The sequence below is a fragment of the Aequorivita todarodis genome (genome assembly GCF_028561335.1).
GTDB lineage: Bacteria > Bacteroidota > Bacteroidia > Flavobacteriales > Flavobacteriaceae > Aequorivita > Aequorivita todarodis.
The window spans coordinates 1-23,569 of the sequence record NZ_JAQQTG010000010.1; the positions used below are offsets into that span (position 1 = coordinate 1).

The 23,569-nt window shown below is 39.8% G+C and carries 25 protein-coding genes; 22 read left to right on the plus strand and 3 right to left on the minus strand.

Annotation, left to right across the window (positions count from 1 at the left end; genetic code table 11):
* Nucleotides 1-380: 380 nt before the first annotated feature.
* Nucleotides 381-809, plus strand: coding sequence for a T9SS type A sorting domain-containing protein (locus tag POV26_RS15420; RefSeq protein WP_473087623.1), 429 nt, complete (start codon nt 381-383; stop codon nt 807-809).
* A gap of 81 nt (nt 810-890) precedes the next feature.
* Here POV26_RS15420 and POV26_RS04275 read toward each other — a convergent pair whose 3' ends face one another.
* Complete coding sequence (locus POV26_RS04275; protein WP_272855236.1) at nt 891-2,006, minus strand: TlpA disulfide reductase family protein; 1,116 nt, start codon at nt 2,004-2,006, stop codon at nt 891-893.
* Nucleotides 2,007-2,257: 251 nt separating this feature from the next.
* The gene (locus POV26_RS04280; protein ID WP_272855237.1) at nt 2,258-2,749 is read right to left on the minus strand and encodes a Dps family protein; all 492 of its coding nucleotides are present in this window, start codon (nt 2,747-2,749) and stop codon (nt 2,258-2,260) included.
* A 183-nt stretch (nt 2,750-2,932) separates the two neighbouring features.
* Here POV26_RS04280 and cysQ point away from each other — a divergent pair, with 183 nt between their 5' ends.
* From cysQ to POV26_RS04355, 15 genes are all read left to right on the plus strand, one after another.
* On the plus strand, nt 2,933-3,724 hold the full coding sequence (gene cysQ / locus POV26_RS04285; protein ID WP_272855238.1) for a 3'(2'),5'-bisphosphate nucleotidase CysQ: 792 nt from the start codon (nt 2,933-2,935) through the stop codon (nt 3,722-3,724).
* Entirely contained in the window at nt 3,721-4,143 is a 423-nt protein-coding gene (locus POV26_RS04290) for a DUF2061 domain-containing protein (protein WP_272855239.1), read from the plus strand. The genes cysQ and POV26_RS04290 overlap by 4 nt, the downstream gene beginning before the upstream one ends.
* 7 nt (nt 4,144-4,150) lie before the next feature.
* Entirely contained in the window at nt 4,151-4,750 is a 600-nt protein-coding gene (gene cysC / locus POV26_RS04295; protein WP_272855240.1) for an adenylyl-sulfate kinase, read from the plus strand.
* A 74-nt stretch (nt 4,751-4,824) separates the two neighbouring features.
* Nucleotides 4,825-5,730: a sulfate adenylyltransferase subunit CysD gene (cysD, locus tag POV26_RS04300; protein ID WP_272855241.1), complete on the plus strand. Its 906-nt coding sequence runs from the start codon at nt 4,825-4,827 to the stop codon at nt 5,728-5,730.
* Between the two features lie 58 nt (nt 5,731-5,788).
* Nucleotides 5,789-6,190 (plus strand): GxxExxY protein, encoded by a 402-nt coding sequence (locus POV26_RS04305; protein WP_272855242.1) that lies wholly within the window; start codon nt 5,789-5,791, stop codon nt 6,188-6,190.
* Between the two features lie 54 nt (nt 6,191-6,244).
* On the plus strand, nt 6,245-7,501 hold the full coding sequence (locus POV26_RS04310) for a sulfate adenylyltransferase subunit 1 (protein WP_272855243.1): 1,257 nt from the start codon (nt 6,245-6,247) through the stop codon (nt 7,499-7,501).
* Nucleotides 7,502-7,654: 153 nt separating this feature from the next.
* Nucleotides 7,655-8,953, plus strand: coding sequence for an oligosaccharide flippase family protein (locus POV26_RS04315; protein ID WP_272855244.1), 1,299 nt, complete (start codon nt 7,655-7,657; stop codon nt 8,951-8,953).
* Between the two features lies 1 nt (nt 8,954).
* The gene (locus POV26_RS04320; RefSeq protein ID WP_272855245.1) at nt 8,955-9,845 is read left to right on the plus strand and encodes a sulfotransferase family protein; all 891 of its coding nucleotides are present in this window, start codon (nt 8,955-8,957) and stop codon (nt 9,843-9,845) included.
* Nucleotides 9,845-11,041 (plus strand): hypothetical protein, encoded by a 1,197-nt coding sequence (locus POV26_RS04325; RefSeq protein WP_272855246.1) that lies wholly within the window; start codon nt 9,845-9,847, stop codon nt 11,039-11,041. The genes POV26_RS04320 and POV26_RS04325 overlap by 1 nt, the downstream gene beginning before the upstream one ends.
* Nucleotides 11,016-12,098, plus strand: coding sequence for a glycosyltransferase family 4 protein (locus POV26_RS04330; RefSeq protein WP_272855247.1), 1,083 nt, complete (start codon nt 11,016-11,018; stop codon nt 12,096-12,098). The genes POV26_RS04325 and POV26_RS04330 overlap by 26 nt, the downstream gene beginning before the upstream one ends.
* 11 nt (nt 12,099-12,109) lie before the next feature.
* A complete protein-coding gene (locus tag POV26_RS04335) occupies nt 12,110-13,090 on the plus strand; it encodes a polysaccharide deacetylase family protein (protein ID WP_272855248.1) in 981 nt (326 codons plus the stop codon).
* Nucleotides 13,090-13,854, plus strand: a complete 765-nt coding sequence (locus POV26_RS04340) for a formyl transferase (protein ID WP_272855249.1) — start codon at nt 13,090-13,092, stop codon at nt 13,852-13,854. Before POV26_RS04335 ends, POV26_RS04340 begins: the two co-directional genes overlap by 1 nt.
* 156 nt (nt 13,855-14,010) lie before the next feature.
* Nucleotides 14,011-14,613 carry a hypothetical protein gene (locus POV26_RS04345; protein WP_272855250.1) on the plus strand — a complete coding sequence of 201 codons (603 nt, stop codon included), beginning with the start codon at nt 14,011-14,013 and terminating at the stop codon, nt 14,611-14,613.
* A 188-nt stretch (nt 14,614-14,801) separates the two neighbouring features.
* Complete coding sequence (locus POV26_RS04350; protein ID WP_272855251.1) at nt 14,802-15,962, plus strand: glycosyltransferase family 4 protein; 1,161 nt, start codon at nt 14,802-14,804, stop codon at nt 15,960-15,962.
* Nucleotides 15,963-16,509: 547 nt separating this feature from the next.
* Entirely contained in the window at nt 16,510-16,923 is a 414-nt protein-coding gene (locus POV26_RS04355) for an endonuclease domain-containing protein (RefSeq protein ID WP_272855252.1), read from the plus strand.
* Nucleotides 16,924-17,286: 363 nt separating this feature from the next.
* On the opposite strand, the gene POV26_RS04360 is transcribed toward POV26_RS04355, so the two are convergent.
* Nucleotides 17,287-17,490 carry a hypothetical protein gene (locus POV26_RS04360; RefSeq protein WP_272855292.1) on the minus strand — a complete coding sequence of 68 codons (204 nt, stop codon included), beginning with the start codon at nt 17,488-17,490 and terminating at the stop codon, nt 17,287-17,289.
* Between POV26_RS04360 and POV26_RS04365 the strand changes: the two genes are divergently transcribed.
* The 6 genes from POV26_RS04365 to POV26_RS04390 all read left to right on the plus strand — a co-directional run bounded on the left by POV26_RS04365 (nt 17,426) and on the right by POV26_RS04390 (nt 23,568).
* Nucleotides 17,426-17,980 carry a sugar transferase gene (locus tag POV26_RS04365; protein ID WP_272855290.1) on the plus strand — a complete coding sequence of 185 codons (555 nt, stop codon included), beginning with the start codon at nt 17,426-17,428 and terminating at the stop codon, nt 17,978-17,980. The two genes, POV26_RS04360 and POV26_RS04365, sit on opposite strands and share 65 nt — an antisense overlap.
* A 60-nt stretch (nt 17,981-18,040) precedes the next feature.
* Nucleotides 18,041-18,640 carry an acetyltransferase gene (locus POV26_RS04370; RefSeq protein WP_272855253.1) on the plus strand — a complete coding sequence of 200 codons (600 nt, stop codon included), beginning with the start codon at nt 18,041-18,043 and terminating at the stop codon, nt 18,638-18,640.
* On the plus strand, nt 18,641-19,189 hold the full coding sequence (locus POV26_RS04375) for a sugar transferase (RefSeq protein ID WP_272855254.1): 549 nt from the start codon (nt 18,641-18,643) through the stop codon (nt 19,187-19,189).
* A gap of 405 nt (nt 19,190-19,594) precedes the next feature.
* Complete coding sequence (locus POV26_RS04380) at nt 19,595-20,731, plus strand: DegT/DnrJ/EryC1/StrS family aminotransferase (RefSeq protein ID WP_272855255.1); 1,137 nt, start codon at nt 19,595-19,597, stop codon at nt 20,729-20,731.
* Nucleotides 20,732-20,799: 68 nt separating this feature from the next.
* Nucleotides 20,800-22,725 carry a polysaccharide biosynthesis protein gene (locus tag POV26_RS04385; protein WP_272855256.1) on the plus strand — a complete coding sequence of 642 codons (1,926 nt, stop codon included), beginning with the start codon at nt 20,800-20,802 and terminating at the stop codon, nt 22,723-22,725.
* 87 nt (nt 22,726-22,812) lie between these two features.
* Entirely contained in the window at nt 22,813-23,568 is a 756-nt protein-coding gene (locus tag POV26_RS04390) for a polysaccharide biosynthesis/export family protein (protein WP_272855257.1), read from the plus strand.
* Nucleotide 23,569: the final 1 nt, after the last annotated feature.

Sequence of the window (23,569 nt, forward strand, 5' to 3'; positions counted from 1 at the left end):
CCTCCGCGATCGATGCGGATCTATTTATGGGCGATGTGGACAACAGCATGATCGATGCCGTCTATTTCTGGGAGCATTTGACCGCCGCCAGTTCCAGCTATCCGGGATATAAGGTGAACAATTTCGATATGGGGGATATCTCCATGTACAACAGCTCTGGCGGGGTGCCCGCCGCCAATGACCCCGGCACATCCACCACGCCCAATGGCTATATTTCTTCGGGACAGGGCTTTGGCTTTAAGGCCACGGCCGCCGGGACCGCAACATTCAAGAACTATATGCGCGTTACCGATAACAATGACACCTACAGAAGGCCCAGTGCCCCAAAGGACCGTATGTGGCTGAACGTAAGCAACGAGACCTATGGGCTTAGCAGCACGATGTTGATCAGCTTTTCGGAAGAGTCCACGGATGGCTACGATGCCAAATACGATGCAAAGCGATTGGCAACCCCGGTGAGCCTCTATTCCAAACTAAATACCGGCGAGGAGTTGGCGATCCAGGGAAGGAGCGCGTTCAACGCAGAGCAGGAAGTTCCCTTGGGCTTCGTGAGCCAGATAGAGGAGAACCAGGAGTTCACGATTTCCATNGTCGTGCCGAACCCGACCAATGGCAACATCGTGATCGTTTCGCCCAGGACCGTGGTCAACTCGGTGGAGGTTTACGACTTCCGCGGCAGAAGATTGATGGACGTGGAGTACAACAGCACGCACTATTCACTTGATCTTTCAGGCCTGCAGTCGGCCACTTACTTCGTGAAGATAAACACCGAAGCGGGAAGCCTGACCAAACGGGTATTGAAGCATTGATCCTAAAAAATACAATATTGAAAAGCCGCCTTTGTAGAAACATAGGCGGCTTTTATATTTGCTGTAAATTTTATCTAAAAACTATTCCCCGCCTAAAAGTGTAGCAATTTTTGCTTCCAAGGCTGCACCGCGAAGGTCTTTGTCAATGATCATTCCATTCTCATCAAGAAGGAAGGTTGCGGGGATGGACCGCACATTATATTGTTTTGCAATCGGATCCTGCCAAAATTCAAGATTTGAAACGTGGTACCAATCCATTTTGTCATCTTTTATCGCCTGGATCCATTTGTCTTTTTGTTCTGCTTTGTCCAAGGAAACGCTAATAATGTTCAGCCCTTTATCGTGATACTTGTTGTAAACATTCACCACATTTGGATTTTCAATTCTACACGGTTTGCACCAAGAGGCCCAAAAATCAATAATGGTGTATTTGCCCATTGCATCTTTTAAAGACATCGTTTCGCCAGTTGGGGTTGGCGCACTAAAATCTGGAGCCGCACTGCCCACATCGGCCTTTTTCAAGGAGTCTAGATTGGTTTTTAAATCCTGCGCCAATTGTGAAGAGGCTACCTTTGGATCCAATTTTTCAACAAACGCTGAAGCTTCGGCCGGAGTGATTTCTTTTCTGCCTGCCATATCAGAGATAAGCATTACCGAGAATAGCGTGTTATTGTGCTCGTTTAAAAACTGTTTCTTATATTCGGTTTCTTCGCCTATCAAGTTTAAGTTATCACTTTGAATTTTAGCAATTGCAGCAGTATCATTTGCCTCATTTGCAGCGCGGAATTGCTCCATACGCTCTTGTTTCCTTGCATTGAAGGAATCCATCTTATCAACAAAACTGTTATATGCCGCATTTTGCTTTCCTCCAGTGATGCGCGATGCCTTTATACTGTCTTTATAAATCTTGGCCTGCATATTTTCATTTTCGGGAAAAAACAAAATAGAAGCATTTGCCTCATTGATCCTTAAAAAATTTAGGGGAGTAGTATCGCTTTTTGGATAGGTTGCAGAAAACTTCCCTTGAGTGATTTTTATAGTGTCAATTGGTTTTGGTTGGTTGTTTTCAAAAGTGAAAACATAAACTTCAGTGCCATCGGCAAATCCAATAGCTTCTCCTTCAAGAGTGTATGTGTCGGTTTCTTTATTGCAGGATATTAGTGAAATTGCGAGTAGTGAAGCAAAAATCAGTCTCATAAATTTGTTTTTTTTAAAATTTGAGCAAAAGTAGCAGTTTATTCCCTGAATGTACGTTCTGACCGCATTTTTTATTAACATATCTTTTCAGCATATGGAAAAATGAATCGCGCACAAAAAAAACCGGAAAAGATTGAATATATTCCAATGTCTTCCAGTTTTCCTTTTTTTCTTCGCCTAACGCCTAACGCCTAACGCCTAACGCCTAACGCCTAACGCCTAACGCCTAACGCCTAACGCCTAACGCCTAACTAAGCCTCCGGATGGTTATCGGTAGCCTTCATAGACCACGCATCCAGCATCCAGCTTACTTTTTCAATGTGGCCAATGAAACCGCCAATCATATCGATAGTTCCTTCGTCATCCGCTTTATCGGCCGTTTCAACAACTATGCGCATTTGCTTTAGCAGCTTCCCATGGTCGTCGAGCAGTATTTTTATCATTTCAACATCCTTGGTGTCCTCTGAAGATTCCTTGATGTTGCCCATTTTCAGATAGTCGGTAAAATTGCTGGTAGGCTGGAAGCGGAGGGTTAAGATACGTTCGGCAATTTCATCTACCTTCAGCTTTGCATCATCGTACATTTCCTCAAACTTATCGTGAAGTTCGAAGAAATTTTTCCCCACTACGTTCCAATGGAAATTGCGCAGTTTTTGATAGTACAAATGATAATCTGCGAGCAATACGTTTAGCTCTTTTGCCGTGGTGGCGGTTTTCTTTTTATCGAGGTTTAAATAGCCCATAATAGTTGTTTTTTAAAGGTTTCCCCAAAGATAGCCATTAGCCCGTGGAAGGGCAATTATAAAAGAGGATTTAGCCTTTATTTAACGATTGTTAATTTATGGCCAAACTTTAAAACTCAAAAACAATCCGATAGGGCTTTTCTTCTATTTATTGTACCTTGCCGCCCGAAACAAAACCTACTTATGCAAACCCTTTTAGCAACTGCAATAAAAGCTGCTTTGGAAGCCGGCGCGGAAATACTTAAAGTTTACGAGACCAATTTTAACGTGGAGACCAAGGATGATAACTCCCCGTTGACCCAGGCAGACAAAAATGCCAATGCCGTTATAAACCGGTATCTTAAAACCACAGGAATTCCAATTATCAGCGAAGAAAACCGCCAACTGGAATTTTCCGAGCGGAAAGATTGGACCCGCTGCTGGATCGTGGATCCGCTGGACGGCACCAAGGAATTTATAAAACGCAATGGCGAATTTACAGTGAACATCGCGCTCGTTGACAACGGCAAGCCGGTTCTTGGCGTGATTTACGTACCTGTTTCAAAAGAACTTTACTTTACTGCCAAAGACGGAAACGTTTCAAAAAAAATAGTTGTTTCCCCGGAAGCGATTTCCGTGGAAGAAATAATAGAAAAAGCCGTGACCATCGGGCCCTCCGCAATTACTTCCGCAGTGAAAATTGTTGGCAGCCGTTCGCATTTGAACGAGGATACCAAAAATTTCATCTCAGAAATTGAAAAAGGAAATAAGGTGGAAATCGTTTCAAAAGGCAGCTCCCTTAAATTTTGTTTGGTAGCGGAAGGGTTGGCGCATATCTATCCGCGCTACGCCCCTACGATGGAATGGGATACCGCGGCCGGCCATGCCATTTGCAATGCGGCCGGGGTAGCCGTAATCGATCAGACTACGGGAAAACCGATGCAATACAACAAACCCAATTTGCTGAACAATTATTTTGTGGCAAAAGTACAATGAACGACCAATCCCGAAAAAGACATATAGCGAAGACAATCACGTGGCGGATCGTTGGTACGCTGGACACCATTTTATTGTCCTGGCTTATCACGGGCAATCCCTGGACGGGACTTAAAATAGGCTTGGCCGAAGTGGTTACCAAAATGATTTTGTACTATTTTCACGAAAGGGTATGGTTCAAGATCAATCTTTCGGAAAATGGCATCATCCGTGAAAGCCGAAAACGGCACATAGCCAAAACCATCACTTGGCGCGGGGTTGGAACCTTGGACACCATGTTTCTCTCGTGGCTGATTACCGGAAACCCACTCACGGGGCTTAAGATAGGCCTGTCTGAACTTTTAACAAAAATGATTTTATACTATCTTCACGAACGCGTTTGGTATCGCACTAATTTTGGGCTGCCGAACAGAAAATAGGTTTTTTATGGAAGAAAACGTAATTCCGCATAATTTCAGCATTGCGCAACAGCAACGGAGCATTTTAAAGAAGCACAAACCATTGTTGGTTTGGTTTACGGGCCTTTCCGGTTCGGGAAAATCCACGATCGCAAACGCTCTTGAAAAAACGTTGTTTGAAAGAAATATCCACACCTATTTATTGGATGGCGACAATGTGCGAAAAGGACTGAACAACAATCTTTCCTTTTCCCCGGAGGACAGGACCGAAAACATCCGCCGTATTGCTGAAGTTGCCAATTTGATGATGGACGCCGGTTTGGTCGTGATAGCTTCCTTTGTATCCCCTTACCGCATAGACCGTGAAAATGTGAAGCGCATCGTGGGTTATGGAAATTTTGTGGAAGTTTTTGTCAACACGCCCATTGAGGAATGCGAGCGCCGCGATGTGAAAGGGCTCTATGCAAAAGCACGCGCGGGCGAAATAAAAAACTTCACCGGGGTAAATGCGCCCTACGAAGCCCCCATGGCGCCGGATGTTGAAATTGATACAACGATGGTTTCTGTGGAAGAAGCGGTGGCGTTGATTGTTGCCCAAATTGAAAAAAGAGTAAAGAGAAAAAAATAAAGATGATGACTCCCCTTTGAAGGGGGCTGGGGGGATGTTTACAAATCCCAAATTAACAAATTAACAAAAAAACCATGAGCAAGTATTATTTGAATTATTTGGACGAACTGGAAAGCGAGGCCATCTATATTCTGCGTGAAGTGTGGGCGCAATTTCAGAACCCCGTGATACTATTTTCAGGAGGAAAGGATTCCATTCTCGTTACGCATTTGGCGAAAAAGGCATTTTATCCTTCCAAAATCCCGTTTCCGCTGCTTCACGTGGATACGGGCCATAATTTTCCCGAAACCATTCAGTTTAGGGACGATTTAATAAAAGAATTGGGCGTGCAATTAATTGTAGGTTCAGTCCAGGAATCTATTGATACTGGTAGGGTTGCAGAGGAAAAGGGAAAAAACGCTACCCGAAATGCGCTTCAGATTACAACCCTGCTCGATGCCATAGAAAGCAACAAAATAGATTGCGCCATTGGCGGCGGAAGACGCGACGAGGAAAAGGCACGCGCCAAGGAACGCTTCTTTTCGCACCGTGACGATTTTGGGCAGTGGGATCCCAAAAACCAACGTCCGGAGCTATGGAATTTACTGAACGGAAAACATTTTGAGGGCGAACATTTCCGTGCTTTCCCGATAAGCAATTGGACCGAAATGGACGTTTGGAATTACATCAAACGGGAAGATATAAAAATTCCTTCCCTGTATTTGGCACACCAACGCGAAGTAGTCTGGAGAAATGATTCCTGGATACCAGTCTCAGAACATTTAAAATTGGAGGAAGGCGAAAAAACACAAACCAAGAAAATCCGTTTTAGGACCTTGGGCGATATTACCATTACCGGTGGAATAGAATCTGATGCGGACACTTTGGAAAAAATTGTAGCGGAGGTAGCCGCAATGAAACAGACCGAACGTGGCAACCGAAGTGACGACAAACGCAGCGAGACGGCTATGGAAGATAGGAAGCGGCAGGGATATTTTTGAGGAATCCGAATTTATCCGAATTATTGCGAATTTATCCGAATTTATCCGAATTTGGGGGATGGAAACTACTAAGATATTATTTAAGGACGAAAGCTATAAAATTATTGGTGCTTGTATGCAGGTACACAATAATTTAGGTCCCGGTTTTTTGGAAGCTGTTTATGAAGAAGCGCTGGAAAAGGAGTTCCGTAATTTGAGCATCCCCTATAGTAAGCAAGCTAAGCTAAATATTTTCTATAATGACGAAAAGTTGAGTAAAACCTATAGAGCAGATTTTATATGTTATGAAAAAATTATTGTAGAGATTAAGGCAGTAAGTATAGTTCCAATGGCTTTTTTTAAACAATTGAGAAATTATTTGAAGGCGACAAACCTTGAACTGGGAATACTAATCAATTTTGGAGAGTCATCCCTAACCTATAAAAGAATTTTAAATAAACCCAATCCGAACCATTCGTAATAATTCGTAATAATTCGAATAAATTCGTGCAGATTCGGATAAATTAGTAATAATATGGAAATTGACAAGAATCAGTTATTAAGGTTCACCACCGCAGGCAGTGTGGACGACGGCAAAAGCACGTTGATAGGAAGATTGCTTTACGACAGCAAGGCCATTTTTGAAGACCAACTGGAAGCAGTAGAAAATACAAGCCGTAAAAAAGGGCACGAAGGCGTTGACCTTGCTTTGTTCACTGACGGACTGCGCGACGAACGGGAACAGGGCATAACCATTGATGTGGCATACCGGTATTTTACCACGCCGAAACGGAAATTCATCATTGCCGATACGCCCGGACACATTCAATATACCCGGAATATGGTTACCGGGGCGTCCACGGCCAACGCGGCGTTGATATTGATTGATGCCCGCCACGGCGTGATTGAGCAAACAAAACGCCACGCCTTTATAGCTTCACTTTTGCAGATTCCGCATGTTATTGTCTGCATAAACAAAATGGATCTGGTGGATTATTCAGAAGAAGTGTATGAAAAAATCATCCACCAATTTGAGGAATTTTCCTCAAAATTATACGTAAAGGACATTCAGTTTCTTCCCATAAGCGCTTTGGATGGCGATAATGTGGTAAACCGTTCCACGAACATGGATTGGTACCAAGGCGCGCCATTGCTTTATACCTTGGAAACCATGCACATCAGTAGCGACATCAATAAGATTGACGCCCGCTTTCCCGTACAGACCGTTTTGCGCCCCCAGCGCGATGGCTTTATAGATTACAGGGGCTATGCAGGGCGTGTTGCCAGTGGTATCTTTAGGCCGGGCGATGACGTGGTATTATTGCCCTCTGGATTTTCTTCAAAAATTAAAAGCATAGACACTATGGACGGCTCTTTGGAAGAAGTTTTTGCCCCAATGTCCGTCGCCATAACCTTGGAAGATGATATAGACATAAGCCGTGGCGATATGATTGTAAAGGAAAACAACCAGCCCACAGCGGTCCAGGAATTTGACGCCATGCTCTGCTGGTTCAACAATGCGCCCGCGCGACCACGGGCAAAATATACCATTGTGCATACTTCCAACGAGCAAAAGGCGATGATAAAGGAAGTAGTCTATAAAATTGACATAAACACCTACGCCCGCGAGGAAGAGGACAAGGAATTAAAGATGAACGACATCGCCCGAATCAGCATCCGCACCACACGGCCGTTGATGGTGGACGAATACCGCGACAACCGGATAACGGGCAGCTTTGTGTTGATTGACGATGCTACGCATGAAACCGTTGCGGCGGGGATGATTGTTTAATTTTTCTTATTTTTTTCGACAAAAGACAACAAATTCCCTATAAAAAGCCTTTTTGGGGAATTTTTGTATTCATAAATGGAGGAATACCAAATTGGGCGTGGTATCTTTGCGGGCTTGAAAAAGAAAACGTTTACGAGAGAAATAATTTAGGCCTTGAAAATCAGCAAAATCTTTAATAGTACCCACATCAGGGTTTCCGCTATTGGCAGTTTGGGAATCAAGTTTTTTTCTGCGTTGTTCGCTTTTCTCAACGGAATTTTACTGGCGCGAATACTATCGGTAAAGGACTTCGGGATTTACGTTTTGGCCTTTACCACCTTGACCGTTTTAACTGTGCCCGTTTCTTTGGGGCTGCCCAATCTCATCACGCGCTATATTTCCAAATATCAGGTTTACGATGATAAGGCCTCCATAAAAGGCCTGCTCATTAAAACAAATATTTTTGTGGCAATCAGTTGTTTGCTGGTGTATGTAATTGCCTTTGCAAGCTATTTTGTTTGGTGGAAAAAGTATGATTTTATTTTTGCGGAAACCTTTATCTACGCCTTAATAGGATTGCCTTTTATAGCTTTGGGTTCCTTGCGCTCCGCTGCGTTGCGGGGATTAAAATACGTGGTTTTGGGACAATTGCCAGATACGTTCCTGCGTAATTTTCTCTTCTTTTTGGGCGTTGTTCTTTTTGCGCTCCTGGGATATAAACTTTCCCCGCAATCTGCAATGGTGTTGTTAACGATTGCCACGGTCATCAGCTTTTTTGTAGGGTATTATTTTCTGAAAATTAAACTGTTGAACGGCCTAAAACACATACAACCCGTTTTTAAAAGCAGGGAGTGGTTAAAGGAATCCATCCCGTTTACGCTCACCAGTGGTATTGAAGTCATCAAATCAAAATCGCTTACCTATATTCTCGCTATTTTTGGCAGTGTGGAGGCAGTGGCCATTTTTGAAATTGCTACGCGCAGCAGTGCCTTGATTTCGTTTACCCTTGATGGTTTGAACAGTGCCATTGCGCCATATATATCTTCGGCCTTTGAGAAAAAAAATATGGAAAACCTACAGCGCATCGTTACCAAAACCACCCGAATCGTATTTGTTTTTGCGCTTCCTGTGGCGTTGGTTTTTATGATTGGCGGAAGACCCTTACTCGACTTTTTATATGGAAAGGAATATAGCATTGCCTATTGGCCCTTGGTAATACTGTGTCTCGGCCATTTGGTAAATGCGTTTACGGGTTCTGCGGGAATTGTTTTGAATATGACCGGGCATCAAGGGTATCTTTCGAAGAGTCTTGCTGTAATGATGGTGCTGATGCTTCTTTCAAGTGTTCCATTGGTCATTGGGTACGATGTCGTTGGAGCTTCAATTGCCTTTAGTGCTATCTTTATTTTGCAGAATGTTTTATGGGTGCTTTACATAAGAAAAAATTTAAGAATCAATACAACAATTCTTTAAGATGATGGAAAGTAAAAAAGCAAATCTTTTTGTAGTTGGCGCAATGAAGGCGGGCACTACCTTTTTCACAGAAATACTTTCCCAGCATCCACAAATATATCTTAGCCCGATTAAGGAACCGCATTATTTTATAAATTCCTTACCAAAAAATTTATACGAGCCATCCCGTTTTTTTTCTTTGGAAAATTACCTTGCAAATGATTTTCCAGCCCCATTGCATATTGCAAAAGTGGAAAAATTGGACCAATACCAAAAACTTTTTTCCTTGGCTTCCGAGGCACATCTGTATCGGGCCGAAGCCAGTACCGCATATTTACACGCACCTGAATCTGCTGGATTGATTCACGAATACAATCCCAATGCCAAGATAATAATTCTATTGCGCGAGCCGCTCAAAAGAGCGTTTTCACATTACAATATGGATAAGGGCTTGGGAAGGGTAAAAATGGAATTTGAAACCCTCGTTAAGGACGAAATTGTAAAATATAACAATGGCGCACTTCCTTGGAACAGTTATTTGGGGATGAGTTTTTATAACAATGCAATTAATAGATACCAATCTTTCTTTGAGGATGTGTTGGTGGTTAATTTTGAGGATTTGACCAAGAATAAAACCGGGACGTTAAATGTAATTTCAAAATTTTTAAACATTAATGAATTTACTGCTGCTAATGTAGAACGGACCAATGAGACCAAGCAGCTACGTTTTCAAAAGGTGTTTTATATATTGAAGCAGTTGGGACTGAAAGATTATTTTTCAAAGATTTTCAGTCAAAATTTTAGGCAACGGCTCTTCCGTTTGGTAAGCAGCAATACAAAATCTGAGCTCAATATTTCTGAACAAACCCAAAACGATTTAACTACTATCTTTAATAACGAATCAAGAGGCTGATGGTATTGGATATTTGCATAACGGTCATTGTTTTTTTGGTTGGTTTCAACCTAAAGAATTGGTTTGGAGGATTTTCTTCTTTTGAGAAAAGTGTTCTGAACAAACTGTTTTTTTATCATATGATTATCGGGGTTGCCTTTCATTTCTACGCTGTTGAATATGGGGCTGATGCTATAGCATACTGGGATGTGCCAAAAGAAATTTCACTACCCGAAGTATTTGAAATAATCAAGAACGGATCTGCATCAGGAATTATATATCTTATTAATTATTTTCCATCAAACACATTAAACTTATCATTTTTTGTTGGGAATATGTGTTATTCTTTATTCGGTTTCATCGGATTTATATACTTATTTAAGATTATTAAAGACTTATTCAACAACTTAAACACTCTTAATGAGATTCGAATATTTGGAATTCCAATATTACCTTGGATCTGGTTTCTTCCAAATTTTCATTTTTGGTCATCAGGAATAGGTAAGGATACACTTTTATTTACTGCTATTGTTTTATTTCTTTATGCTTTTCAAAATATTCGCAAGCGATTGGTTATACTCTTGATAAGTATTCTTCTATCTTTTGCAATACGCCCCCATATTCTTCTTTTCTTACTTGTATCTTTTGCTATTGGTTATATTTTAGATGGAAATTTAAAGGGGTATCAGAAGGCAATTTTATTTATTTTGCTCCTCATTGGTTTCGCTTCAATTTTTCGGTATGTTTTAGGCTTTATACAATTGGAAACGTTGGATATCAATAGTGTAGAAGATTATGTTTCAAAAAAGGCCAGTGGCTTAAATCAGGCAGACTCAGGATCTGGGATTGATACGAGCGGATATCCCTTTCCCTATAAGATTTTTACATTTTTGTATCGTCCCTTATTTTTTGACTCGCCTAACTCATTAGGTATTCTATCCTCTATTGAGAATTGTATTCTTTTAGTATTTACTTTAAAAGTTCTGTTCAACAAGCCATTTAAGGGATTACGAAAATCCAATTATTTGATTAAATCCAATTTAATCTACTTTTTAATAAGTGCAGCTGCTTTTGCTTTAATATTGGGTAATTTAGGCATCATGCTACGTCAAAAGAATATGATAATTCCTTCTTTAATAATAGTTGGATATAGTATTTTATATATAAACCATCAGCGGAAGAATAAAATAAATGAAAGTACTTCAACTTACAAATAGTCTGATTACAGGTGGTGCGGAAAAATTGCTTTTTGATGCAATCCCATTTTATCAAAAAAAGGGGATAAATATTGATTTATTGGTATTAGATGGTACCGAGCATCCCCTTTTATCAGTTATAAAGAAAAATGAAAAAATAAGGATATATTCTTTCGGAAAAGGAAGTGTATATAATCCTTTTTTGGTGTTTAAAATCATTCCTTTTCTTAAAAAGTATGACGTGGTGCACGTTCATCTTTTTCCAGCTTTGTATTGGGTAGCATTAGCTAAATCTTTGTCATTTGCAAATACAAAAATTATATTTACGGAACACAGTACTCTTAACCGAAGACGAAATTTATTCGGCAAATATTTTGATAAATTTATTTATAGCAAGTACTCAAAAATTATAGCCATTTCAGAATTGGTGAGGGAAAATTTAAAAAAACATTTAAATTTTGACGATAAACGATTCTCCATTATTGAAAATGGTGTAGACCTAGAAAAAATTTCAACTGCTTTAGCTTCTGAGAATGATTTTTTTCAAAATAGCGATCCTAATCAAAAAATCATTATACAAGTTTCAAGATTTATCTATCCCAAGGATCAGAAAACAGTGATTAACGCACTAAAATATTTACCTTCAAGTATAAAATTAATTCTTGTTGGAGACGGAATATTAAGAAAAGATTGTGAAAACTTAGTTGAACAACTCAAATTAGAAGATAGAGTGAATTTTTTAGGGGTTAGAATGGATGTTCCCCAATTATTAAAATCATCAGATATAATCGTTTTATCTTCAGTTTATGAAGGTCTTTCATTATCAAGTATTGAGGGAATGGCTTCGGGAAAACCTTTCATAGCATCAGATGTACCGGGATTAACAGAAGCAGTAAAAGGAGCTGGGCTTTTATTCCCTCAAGGCAATTCAAAAGAACTCGCTGATCAGATTTTGAAATTAGTGAACAATCCCTCCTATTATTCCGATGTGTCAAAAAAATGCATTGAAAGATCAAAGGAATTTGACATTGAAAAAATGGTGGATAGTTATATAAATTTATATAAAGAATTAGAATAGATAGAATTACTATGACTCACGGAAGTTTAATTATTTCATTAGATTTTGAATTAATGTGGGGCGTTCGCGATAACAGCACCATAGATGATTACGGGGATGCCATTCTTGGAGTAAAATCCGCGATGAAACGAATGTTGCAAACTTTTGATTATTATGATATTCATGCAACATTTGCGACCGTAGGATTTTTGTTTAATAAGGACAAAAAAGTGCTCTTGGATAATCTTCCTAAGACCAAGGTCAATTATGAGGATAAAAATCTATCACCATATGTTAATATCAATAATTATGTAGGTGAGAACGAAAAGGACGACCCTTATCATTTTGGATATAGTATTATCCAATTAATAAATGAATACCAAACCCACGAAATGGCAACCCATACTTATTGCCATTATTATTGTCTGGAACCTGGGCAGACGATCGATATGTACGAGAGTGACCTTAAAAAAGCAATAGAGGTGGCGGATAGAGAAGGAATACAATTTAAGAGTATAATATTTCCCAGAAACCAATATAACCATGAATATATCGAAATCTGTGAAAAAAATGGGCTTACCTGCTACCGTGGTAATGAAGAGCATTACATATATAAACCAGCGAAAGGAGGGGAACAGACCCTCTTTAAAAGAGCGCTTCGCTTGATAGATGGATATTTCAATATAACGGGATATAATTGCTATAGTTATTCTATTATCAAGAGCACTTTTCCCCATAATATACCCTCCAGTAGATTTTTAAGACCTTACAATAAAAAACTGAAAGCATTAGAAAAGTTAAAGTTAAAACGTATTACTAACGCCATGACTTATGCTGCAAAAAATAACTTGGTATATCATTTATGGTGGCATCCACATAACTTTGGACGAAATACAAATGAAAACATACTGTTTCTTGAAAAAGTTCTTAATCATTATGAATATTTAAAAAAAACTTATCGTTTCCAATCAATTACCATGGGAGAGCTTTCCACAAAACTAAGAGCTAAGTAATGAAGACTATTATTCTTGCAGGCAAAGGCCAAAGCACAACATTTTTATATAATGCACTAAAGGATGATTTTGATATTGAAAAAGTGGTTATAGAAGAAAAGGTTGATATAAAAAAATTTATCAAAGGGAGGATTAAGCGTTTGGGTTATTTTTCGGTTTTTAATCAATTGCTTTTTCAAAGCACTATTCCAAAAATACTTTCATATTTTTCAAAAAAAAGAGTAGCGGAATTAAAAATGAAGTACAACCTTTCTTCCGTGCCAATTCCAGAACATAAAATAATGAACGTACCTTCTGTTAATTCTAAAGAATCTATCAATTTTTTGAAAGATATAGATCCAACTGTAGTTATTGTAAATGGGACGAGAATAATAAGTACTAAAGTTTTAAAATGCACAAAAGCAAAATTCATAAATACCCATGTTGGAATTACTCCATTTTACAGAGGAGTCCATGGTGCTTATTGGGCTTTGGTAGCACAAGATATAGAAAATTGCGGAGTGACCATACACGAGGTGGACCAAGGGATAGATACGGGTTTAATTCTTAAACAAGCGAGAATTACTATTTCAAAGAATGATAACTTTACCACATATCCCTATCATCAGTATGGTGTCTCTATTGCTCCTATGAAAACGGTTTTAAATGAAATTAAAAACAACACATTGGTTTATCAAAAAAAATCTTTTGAGAGCGGAAAACTATATTATCATCCAACTTTTACCGGTTATTTATATCATAGAATTTTTAAAGGTGTAAAATAGTATTTTGAAACCCAAACTTATCCGCATAACCACAGTCCCCATTTCCCTCGAAAAACTGCTCGATTTTAGCAACACAAAAAAAATATAAGTATTTAAGATTATAACTTTATAAAAAAAGTAATAGAAATCTTTTGTGTACAATATTTTGAGAAATTTATGAATGATTTTTTTCACATTTCGAGTTTAAAAGAAAATTGCGAAATTGCAATGAAAGCCTATAGTGAAATTGTTAATTTCAATGAATATAGACAGAAGCGCAGAGCGTATTTTGAAAAGGAACGCGACTATAAACATTTAGAAGGTTATGATATTTATGAGGAAAACCCACATATTTTTTTGAAAAAACAACTAGATGAATTCTTAATCAGTACAGCCAGGGTATCTAAAATTTTTTGGCCGATTAGAAAGAAGTACAAATCTCGTGGAGAAAGATTAAGAAAAATGTTTTCGGTAAAGGATAACCATATTTTAAAGAATAGGTCACTGCGGGATGCTATAGAGCATAATGATGAAAAACTAGATGATTGGCTTGAACAAAAGTCAGCGTTCAAAATAAATTATTCTATAGGTGATAAACCTCCAAATATTGTTTATCTAGGCCCTTCAACTCAAGATTTAAAAATTGATGATCACATACTGTATCACTTTGATCGATTAGGTTTAAAATTCTATTTCAGAAATCAAATTTTTGATATAAAGAAAATGAACGATGGAGTTGAAGAAATTCTTACTAAAATTACAAAGTTCGAAGGATTTTAAATATACTCTACACGCGTAGTCGTATTTATTTTCGACTTGGTACTTTTAAAACGAATCATAGAATATACATCCAAGCTTGTGATTACGATCGATAAATTTTGGGCCGAATCCATTTACGGAATACAGTATTCTTATATTTTATATTTTTTGTTGCCCCTTGTATTAATATCATAGAAAAGATTTAAAAAATGCCCAAACCCAAACTTATCCGCATAACCACAGTCCCCATTTCCCTCGAAAAACTGCTCGACGGACAATTAGCTTATTTAAACAAATTTTTTAATGTTACTGCCGTTTCTGGAAATGGACCATCACTAGAAGAAGTTAAAGAAAGAGAAAAAGTTCGTGTTGTTGCCCTGGAAATGGAAAGAAAGATTAATCCAGTTAAAGATATTCTTTCATTGTTTCAATTGATTAGATTCTTTCAGAAAGAAAAGCCAGATATAGTGCACTCCATTACGCCAAAAGCTGGACTATTATCTATGACGGCTGCATATTTTACAGGGGTTCCCATTAGAATTCATACTTTTACGGGGTTAATATTTCCAACGAAAAAGGGGATTTTAAAAAAAGTATTGATAACAATGGATAAAATATTATGCGTATTTGCAACTAATATATATCCAGAAGGGCAAGGGGTGAAACAAGATTTATTAAAATATAACATTACAAAGAAACCATTAAAGGTTTTGGCCAATGGAAATATTAATGGGATTGACACGGCTTATTTTGACCCAAGTTTATACTCAGATAATGATAAGACCTTATTAAAGACTAAATGGGGCATTCCCCAAGACAACTTCCTTTTTGTCTTTGTAGGCCGTTTGGTTAAGGACAAAGGAATAAACGAATTGATTGCTGCTTTTTCAAAGCTTTCCATATTAAACAATAAGGTTTCGTTGTTATTGGTAGGCCCTTTTGAAAATGATTTGGATCCACTGTTGCCCTCTACCTTAAAAACCATTGAAAGCCATTCCCGTATTTATTCTGCAGGCTATCAAAACGACGTTCGTCCCTTTTTTGCCATTGCGGATGCCCTTGTATTTCCAAGTTATCGCGAAGGGTTCCCCAATGTGGTTATGCAGGCCGGGGCTATGGGATTGCCGGCTATAGTAACAGATATAAATGGTTGCAATGAGATAATAGATCACCACGTAAATGGCCTAATTGTGGCGCCAAAAAATGAGGAAGAATTAAAAGCCGCTATGGAACTGTTGGTTATGGACACTACATTATATTCCTCCTTAAAATCTACATCACGGCAAATAATTGTTGAAAAATACAACAGACAAGAGGTTTGGGAGGCTTTGTTGGCGGAATACAGAAAATGTGTCAAAACTGGATTATAGCTCGCTTTTTCGGAGGGCAGGGGTAAACCCTTCCATCTGACCCCGGCCCTAAAGGGAGCATACCCCGGCCCTAAAGGGAGCATACCCCGACCCTAAAGGGAGCATACCCCGGCCCTAAAGGGAGCCATACCCCATCCCTAAAGGGTGCTATCAATATCGCTGTATTTTATCTCTCCCCTTTAGGGGCCGGGGGTAAGCCATCCATCTGACTCCGACCCTAAAGGGTGCCATACCCCATCCTTAAAAGAAGCCATCAATAACATTGTTACTCCCCTTTAGGGGCTGGGGGTCAAGCCGATATTTGACCCCATCCCTAAAGGGTGCCTACCCCGGCCCTAAAGGGAGCCCATCAATATTGCTGTGTTTTGTCTCTCCCCTTTAGGGGCCGGGGGTTCAGCCGATATTTGAGCTCCATCTCTATAGGGTGGTTCCCCCCTTTAGGGGTCGGGGGTATTCTGTTCCTCCTTTAGGGGTTGAGGAAAAATCCAAAATTTATTATCTTTATAGGGGTTATCGATTAAGGATTTTTTTATTTAAATATTACGAGATGTCTTCTTTTAAAAATAACTATAAGGATATTGGTATGCACAAAGGCGCACCTCCGAAGATATTTGCCATAGCAAGAATCCTTCGAAATAAAATGACGCCTGCCGAAACGAAGTTATGGGAACATCTCAAAAACAACCAAATGGAAGGTTTTAAGTTTAGAAGACAGCACCCAATACATTTATTTATTGCAGATTTTTATTGTCATAAATTAGGATTGATAATTGAATTGGATGGAGAATATCACAATGAAGAAGAACAAATGCTGAAGGACAAAGAGCGAACGGAGTTGTTGAATTTTCAAAATGTTTCAGTTATAAGGTTCAAGAATGAGGAGGTAGAAAACGAAATCGAAAAGGTATTAGCCGAAATAAAATCTTTTATAAATAACACCCAGCATCAACCCCGGCCCTAAAGGGTGCATACCCCGGCCCTAAAGAGTGCCATCATTATTGCTGTATTTTGTCTCTCCCCTTTAGGGGGCCGGGGGTAAACCCTCCATCTGACCCCATCCCTAAAGGATGCCATACCCCGTTCCTAAGGGAGCAGCCATACCCCATCCCTAAAGGGTGCCATCAATATTGCCCTGTTTTGTCTCTCCCCTTTAGGGGCCGGGGGTAAACCCTTCCATCTGACCCCAGCCCTAAAGGGTGCCATACCCAACCCTAAAGGGAGCCATCAATAACTTTGTTCCTCCCCTTTAGGGGCCGGGGGTTCAGCCGATATTTGAGCCCCGTCCCTAAAGAGTGCCTGCATTGCAAAATTTTGTTTCTTCCCTTTAGGGGCCGGGGGCTAAATCCCTTAAAATAAAAATCGTGCCCTGCCACTCATTCCTTTTCCGTAATTTTGCGCCTTGAAAAACATTTTCCAAAATGTACCAAAGCATATTAAAACCTTTTTTTGACTTTTTTGGCGCATTGGTTTTAATACTGATAACGGCTCCAGTAATGGTTGTGGTTGCTATAATTTTGGCATTTTCCAATGGTGGCTCCCCTTTTTTTTTGCAAAAACGCCCGGGTAAAAAGGAACGTATTTTTACCATTGTCAAATTTAAAACAATGAATGATAGAACGAATAGCGAAGGAAAACCGCTCCCGGATTCCGAAAGGATTACCAAGATGGGCAAATTTATTCGCTCCACTTCCTTAGATGAATTGCCACAACTTTTAAATGTCTTAAAGGGCGATATGAGTTTTGTGGGACCGAGACCCTTACTGCCGGAATATCTTCCCCTTTATAATGAAGTCCAAAGGAAAAGGCATAACGTCAAACCCGGAATTACGGGCTGGGCACAGGTAAACGGACGGAACGCTCTAAGTTGGGAACAGAAGTTTGAATATGACATTTGGTATGTAGCCCACCAGTCTTTTTGGGTTGATGTGAAAATACTGTTTAAGACAATTGAAAAGGTTTTTAAAAAGGACGGCATTGCACAAGCGGGACAAGCAACTGCAGAACCCTTTAAGAAGTAGAGAATCAGGGCTTTTTTCCTGTATATTCGCAAAGGAGATTGCAACATAAAATAAAACGTGATGATATTATTTGGAGCCAGCGGGCATTGTAAATCCGTAATCGACATAGCTGAATCTATGGGAGAGAAAATCACAGTTATTTATGACGATAATCCCAGCGTGGAAGCAGTTTGCCATATTCCTGTTCAAAAATTTCTGACTGACTTTAGGGGCACCAATGAAACTTGGGTTGTTTCCATTGGAAATAATAAAAATCGAAAGAAAGTAACGGAAAAGTTGGCCAAGAATTTTGGGCTTCTAATCCATAGAACTGCTACTATTTCTTCTTGGTCTTCCATCGGCGATGGCACTGTGGTTATGGCAAAAACTGTAATAAATGCTTGCACCACTATTGGAGAGCACTGTATAATCAATTCGGGTGCTGTAATTGAGCACGACTGTAAATTGGGTGATTTTGTCCACATTTCCCCCAACGCCAGTTTGGCAGGAGGTGTCATAGTGGGCGAGGGGACACATATTGGGATTGGAGCCTCGGTGCTGCCCGAAATTAATATTGGTAAATGGGCCACTATAGGTGCTGGCGCAGTAGTCATCAAAGACGTGCCTGATGGAGCGGTAATTGTTGGGAATCCGGGAAGAATTATAAAAACGAATGGATAGGTGAAAGCTTTAAAAAGATGGTTCGATATTGTATTATCCAGCATCGGACTTTTATTTTTCGGTTGGTTAATCCTCCTTTTTATCCTTATTGCCTATTTTGATACTGGAAATGGTACGTTTCTTCAAAAAAGAATAGGCCAATACGGAAAACCCTTTAACATCTTTAAAATCAGAACGATAAACGATAAAACAGGCTATATTTCAAAATTTGGAATGTTTTTAAGAAAATCGAAAATTGACGAATTGCCACAATTGGTGAATATCCTTTTTGGGCAAATGAGTTTTGTGGGCCCACGTCCCGATATTCCCGGGTATTACGATAAATTGGAGGGGGAGGATAGAAAAATATTGGAGCTGAAACCGGGTTTAATCAGTAAGGCGGCTTTAAAATATTATAATGAGGAAGCCCTTTTGAAAAAACAGGCAGATCCCTTAAAATACAACGACGAAATTATCTTTCCCGACAAAGTACGAATGAATCTGGAGTACTATTACAACAGATCTTTTGCGGAGGACCTGAGGATTTTGTGGCTTTTTTTGACGAAATAACTTTTTCTTCAATAACTTTTTAATGTAGCCCAGCTTTTTCTATGTATGGTTCAAAATTAATATTGCTACTTTCGGAAGGTCTTTGTCTCCGTTCAGGCTGCTTCCCTTGGAGTTGAGGTAGGTTTAAGCTACTCAAAGGCTACCCAAAGGCTACCCAAAGGCTACCCAAAGGCTACCCAAAGACTAAAAGCTGAAGTATCGCACGGTTTATTAAATTTGATGGGTAGAATAGATTTGTATATTCTTATTTATTAAATGTCGCCATAATATTTCTTAACTTTGCGCCCTCCTTAACGATTCGCAATAATGTTAAATATTATGTTGTTGCCCTATTAAAAAAGGGTACCCTTTATGCGACTTTACTGTAAACGAAATTTTTAATTATATTCCCCCAATGTCAAGCTAATGGACTCAAAAATATATCTTTCCTCCCCACATATGGGCGGCGCTGAGCAGGCTTTTGTCAACGAGGCATTTCAGACCAACTGGGTAGCGCCCTTGGGCCCAAATGTGGAAGGTTTTGAGAAATCATTGGAAAGTTATCTTGGCAATGGAACCCACGTTGCAGCATTAAGCTCGGGTACAGCAGCAATACATTTGGCGCTTATATTATTGGGTGTGGAAAGAGGCGATGAGGTTCTCTGCCAGAGTATGACCTTTTCGGCTTCGGCAAATCCCATTGTGTATCAAGGCGCAACCCCAGTTTTTGTCGATAGCGAGCCCGAAACCTGGAACATCTGCCCAGATCATTTGGAAGTGGCCATAAAGGACCGAATTGCCAAAGGGAAAAAACCAAAAGCCATTATCGCCGTCCACCTTTACGGAATGCCCTATAAAGTTGATGCGATAAAGAAGATTTCCGAAAAGTATGAAATTCCAATCGTGGAGGATAGCGCCGAAGCATTGGGAAGTAGTTATAAGGGCCGAAAATGTGGTACTTTTGGTGATATTTCCATCCTTTCCTTTAACGGTAATAAAATCATTACCACTTCGGGAGGCGGCGCTTTGGTATCCCGAAACTTGAAGCACAAGGAAAAGGCGATCTTCTTGGCCACCCAGGCGCGCGATGCCGCACCGCATTACCAACATTCTGAAATAGGCTATAATTACAGGCTCAGCAATATTTCCGCAGGGATAGGCAGAGGACAAATGGAAGTTTTGGACAAACACATAGGCTCGCGAAGAAAAATGAACCAATTTTATCACGAGATTTTTGCAAGGACAGAGGGCGTAAAGGTTTTTTCGGAGCCCACTTCTGATTTCTTTTCAAATCATTGGCTATCTTGCATCTTGGTTGATAAAACCAGTTGTGGTTTTTCATCGGAAGCTATCAGATTGGCAATGGCCGAAAATAATATAGAATGTCGGCCGTTATGGAAACCGATGCACCTGCAGCCGGTTTTTAAAAATGCACCCTATTATGGTTCAACGGTTTCAGAAAAACTATTTGGGATTGGATTGTGCTTGCCTTCGGGTTCAAATTTAAAAAGTGAAGAAAAAGTTAAGATTAACGATGTTTTAATACGTTTCGTCGATAATTGAGGTATATTTGTAGTCCCAAATCTTACGAAACCGTGTATAAAAATTATCCCCTTTTTGCTAATATTATAATGCAGACCAAAAAAATAAAGCTTTTAGACCAACGGTATTTACCCCGTTGGGCTGTGTTTTTACTGGATATTTTTATTTGTATCGCCTCCTTCGCAACCATGTTTTTGATTCTGGACGGTACGCCCCTAAAGCCCCACAATGTGTGGCCAACACCTTTGCGGGCGCTGTTTCTTATATCAGTCAACGTTTTCTTCTTCTATTCGTTTAAAACCTATGCGGGAATTGTCCGCCATTCCACCTTTACCGATATTTTCAAAGTTGCCTCCGCTTCCTTTTTTACCGCGCTGACCGCCATCATATTCAATTATGCTTATTTCATATTCTCGGGCCAAAAAATATTCTTGACTACGGGTATTTTGCTCTATATGTTCTTTTCTTTCACGCTAATGCTTTTTTTCAGAATTGCAGTAAAAGAAGCTTACCATTATTTAAAGGAAATAAGCACCGGAAAACTAAAGAAAAGAGTAGTAATTCTCGGCATGGACGACCAGACCATTTCCCTGGGAAAAGCACTGACCACAGAGTCCAATCTTCCCTATAAACTGGTTGGGTTCATTACCGAAAACCAAATAAACAACAATCTGAAAATCCTGAACAAACCCGTTTTTTCCGTACCCATCACCAATACTTCCAACGAATTTACGGAACTTCTGGCGCAGCACAACCTAGACGGGGTTTTGATTGTGAGCGAATCCCTTAGCATTAAGGAGAAAAACCAAATTGTGGAAGCCTGTTTGGCCAATAAGGTTGAAATTTTCAACGTGCCGCTCGTGGAACATTGGAACCGGAAGGAAGACATCCAAACCCAAATAAAGCCAATCCAGATTGAGGATTTGCTGGAGCGCACCCCAATTGCAATGGATATTGAGCTCATCAAAAGCGATTTGCACGGAAAAACCATATTGGTAACGGGCGGTGCCGGCTCTATAGGCAGTGAAATCGTAAAACAGTTGGCGGCCTTCAGCCCAAAAAAGATCGTAATACTTGACAATGCCGAATCTGCCCTTCACGAGATGGAATTGTACATGAACCAAAACCACAGTGGGCTGAACTTTACAATAATGCTGGCAGACATCCGAAACCTTGAGCGTATGGAAATGCTTTTTGCAAAGTACAGGTTCAATATGATCTATCACGCTGCGGCATACAAACACGTTCCATTAATTGAAAAAAACCCACACGAAGCGGTCTATGTAAACATTGGCGGCACCATAAACCTGGCAAATCTTTCCGTAAAATACAATATTGAAAAGTTTGTAATGATTTCCACCGATAAGGCCGTGAACCCAACCAATGTGATGGGGGCGTCAAAACGGGCGGCCGAAATGTATGTGCAATCCTTGCAGGACCATATATCCATAAATACGCGTTTCATAACCACTCGCTTTGGAAATGTATTGGGTTCCAACGGTTCCGTAATTCCTTATTTCAGAAAACAGATTGCCGCAGGTGGCCCCGTAACGGTTACACATAAGGATATCATTAGGTATTTTATGACCATTAGCGAAGCTTGCCAATTGGTGCTTCAGGCCGGAACAATGGGCAACGGCGGGGAAATATATGTTTTCGATATGGGCAAACCCATAAAAATCCTCGATATGGCCGAACGAATGATCCGTCTTTCCGGCCTTAAGCCTTATGAAGACATAGATATTGAAATAACAGGCCTCAGGCCCGGCGAAAAACTATATGAGGAACTGCTGAACGATTCCTCAACATCTTTGCCTACCTACCATCCAAAAATCATGGTGTCAAAAGTTCCGACTGTCGATTATACCGAAATATCCATCAAAATACAGGAAATAGTTACCATTTCTGAATTTGGCAAGGATAAGGAAATCGTAAAAAAGCTAAAGGAACTCATCCCCGAATTTTTGAGCAATAATTCAGAATATGAAATCCTGGACGTGCAAAGGCATGTGTAGGCCATATCTTGTTTCTACGAGATACTCATAAAAAACACGCACTATATTTTCCGAAGGCCTTATATTTGTAGCCTTAAAAAAAACCTAATGAATAAAATTGCAATACTCCTTTTAATCTGCTCAGGGCTGTTTTCCTGTGCTACCAAAAAGGAGATACTCTATTTTCAGGATGCCGAGGATCTAAATTTGCAGGAAATCAAAACCTCTTTTGAACCCATCATTGAACCTAACGATATTCTATATATTACCGTTTCTTCCATAGACGAGGAAGTTGTAAAACCTTTTAAACGCACCATTGGCACGGAGGGCTCTCCCGTAACAAACAATATCCAGTTGCAAGGCTATCTTGTAGATGCCGATGGGAATATCCGCTTTCCCGTCTTGGGCACTTTGGCCGTAATGGGCAAAACCCGGGGCACGGTAGAACAGGAATTGAAGGCAAAACTTTCAGAATATATTACCGATGTGGTTGTGGATGTGCGAATCATCAATTTTAAAATAACGGTTATTGGCGAAGTGAAAGCCCCGGGCGTTTTCAGAATAGAGGATGAACGTGTTACTTTAACCGAGGCTATTGCGCTGGCAGGAGATTTTTCTGAGGATGGAAGCAGAATGGAAGTGACCGTAATCAGGGAAGAAAACGGCGTGCGCAAGGTTTCCAAAATTGATTATACAAGTTCAGATTTTTTTACTTCACCCTTTTATTTTTTAAAACAGAATGATATTGTGTATGTAGCGCCTTCGCTCAAAGGGGTCAAGAAATCCGGTTTCATTCCCGATGTGCCCGCTTTGTTATCGCTCACTACCGTGATCCTGAGCACAATCATTCTTTTAACCCGTTAAT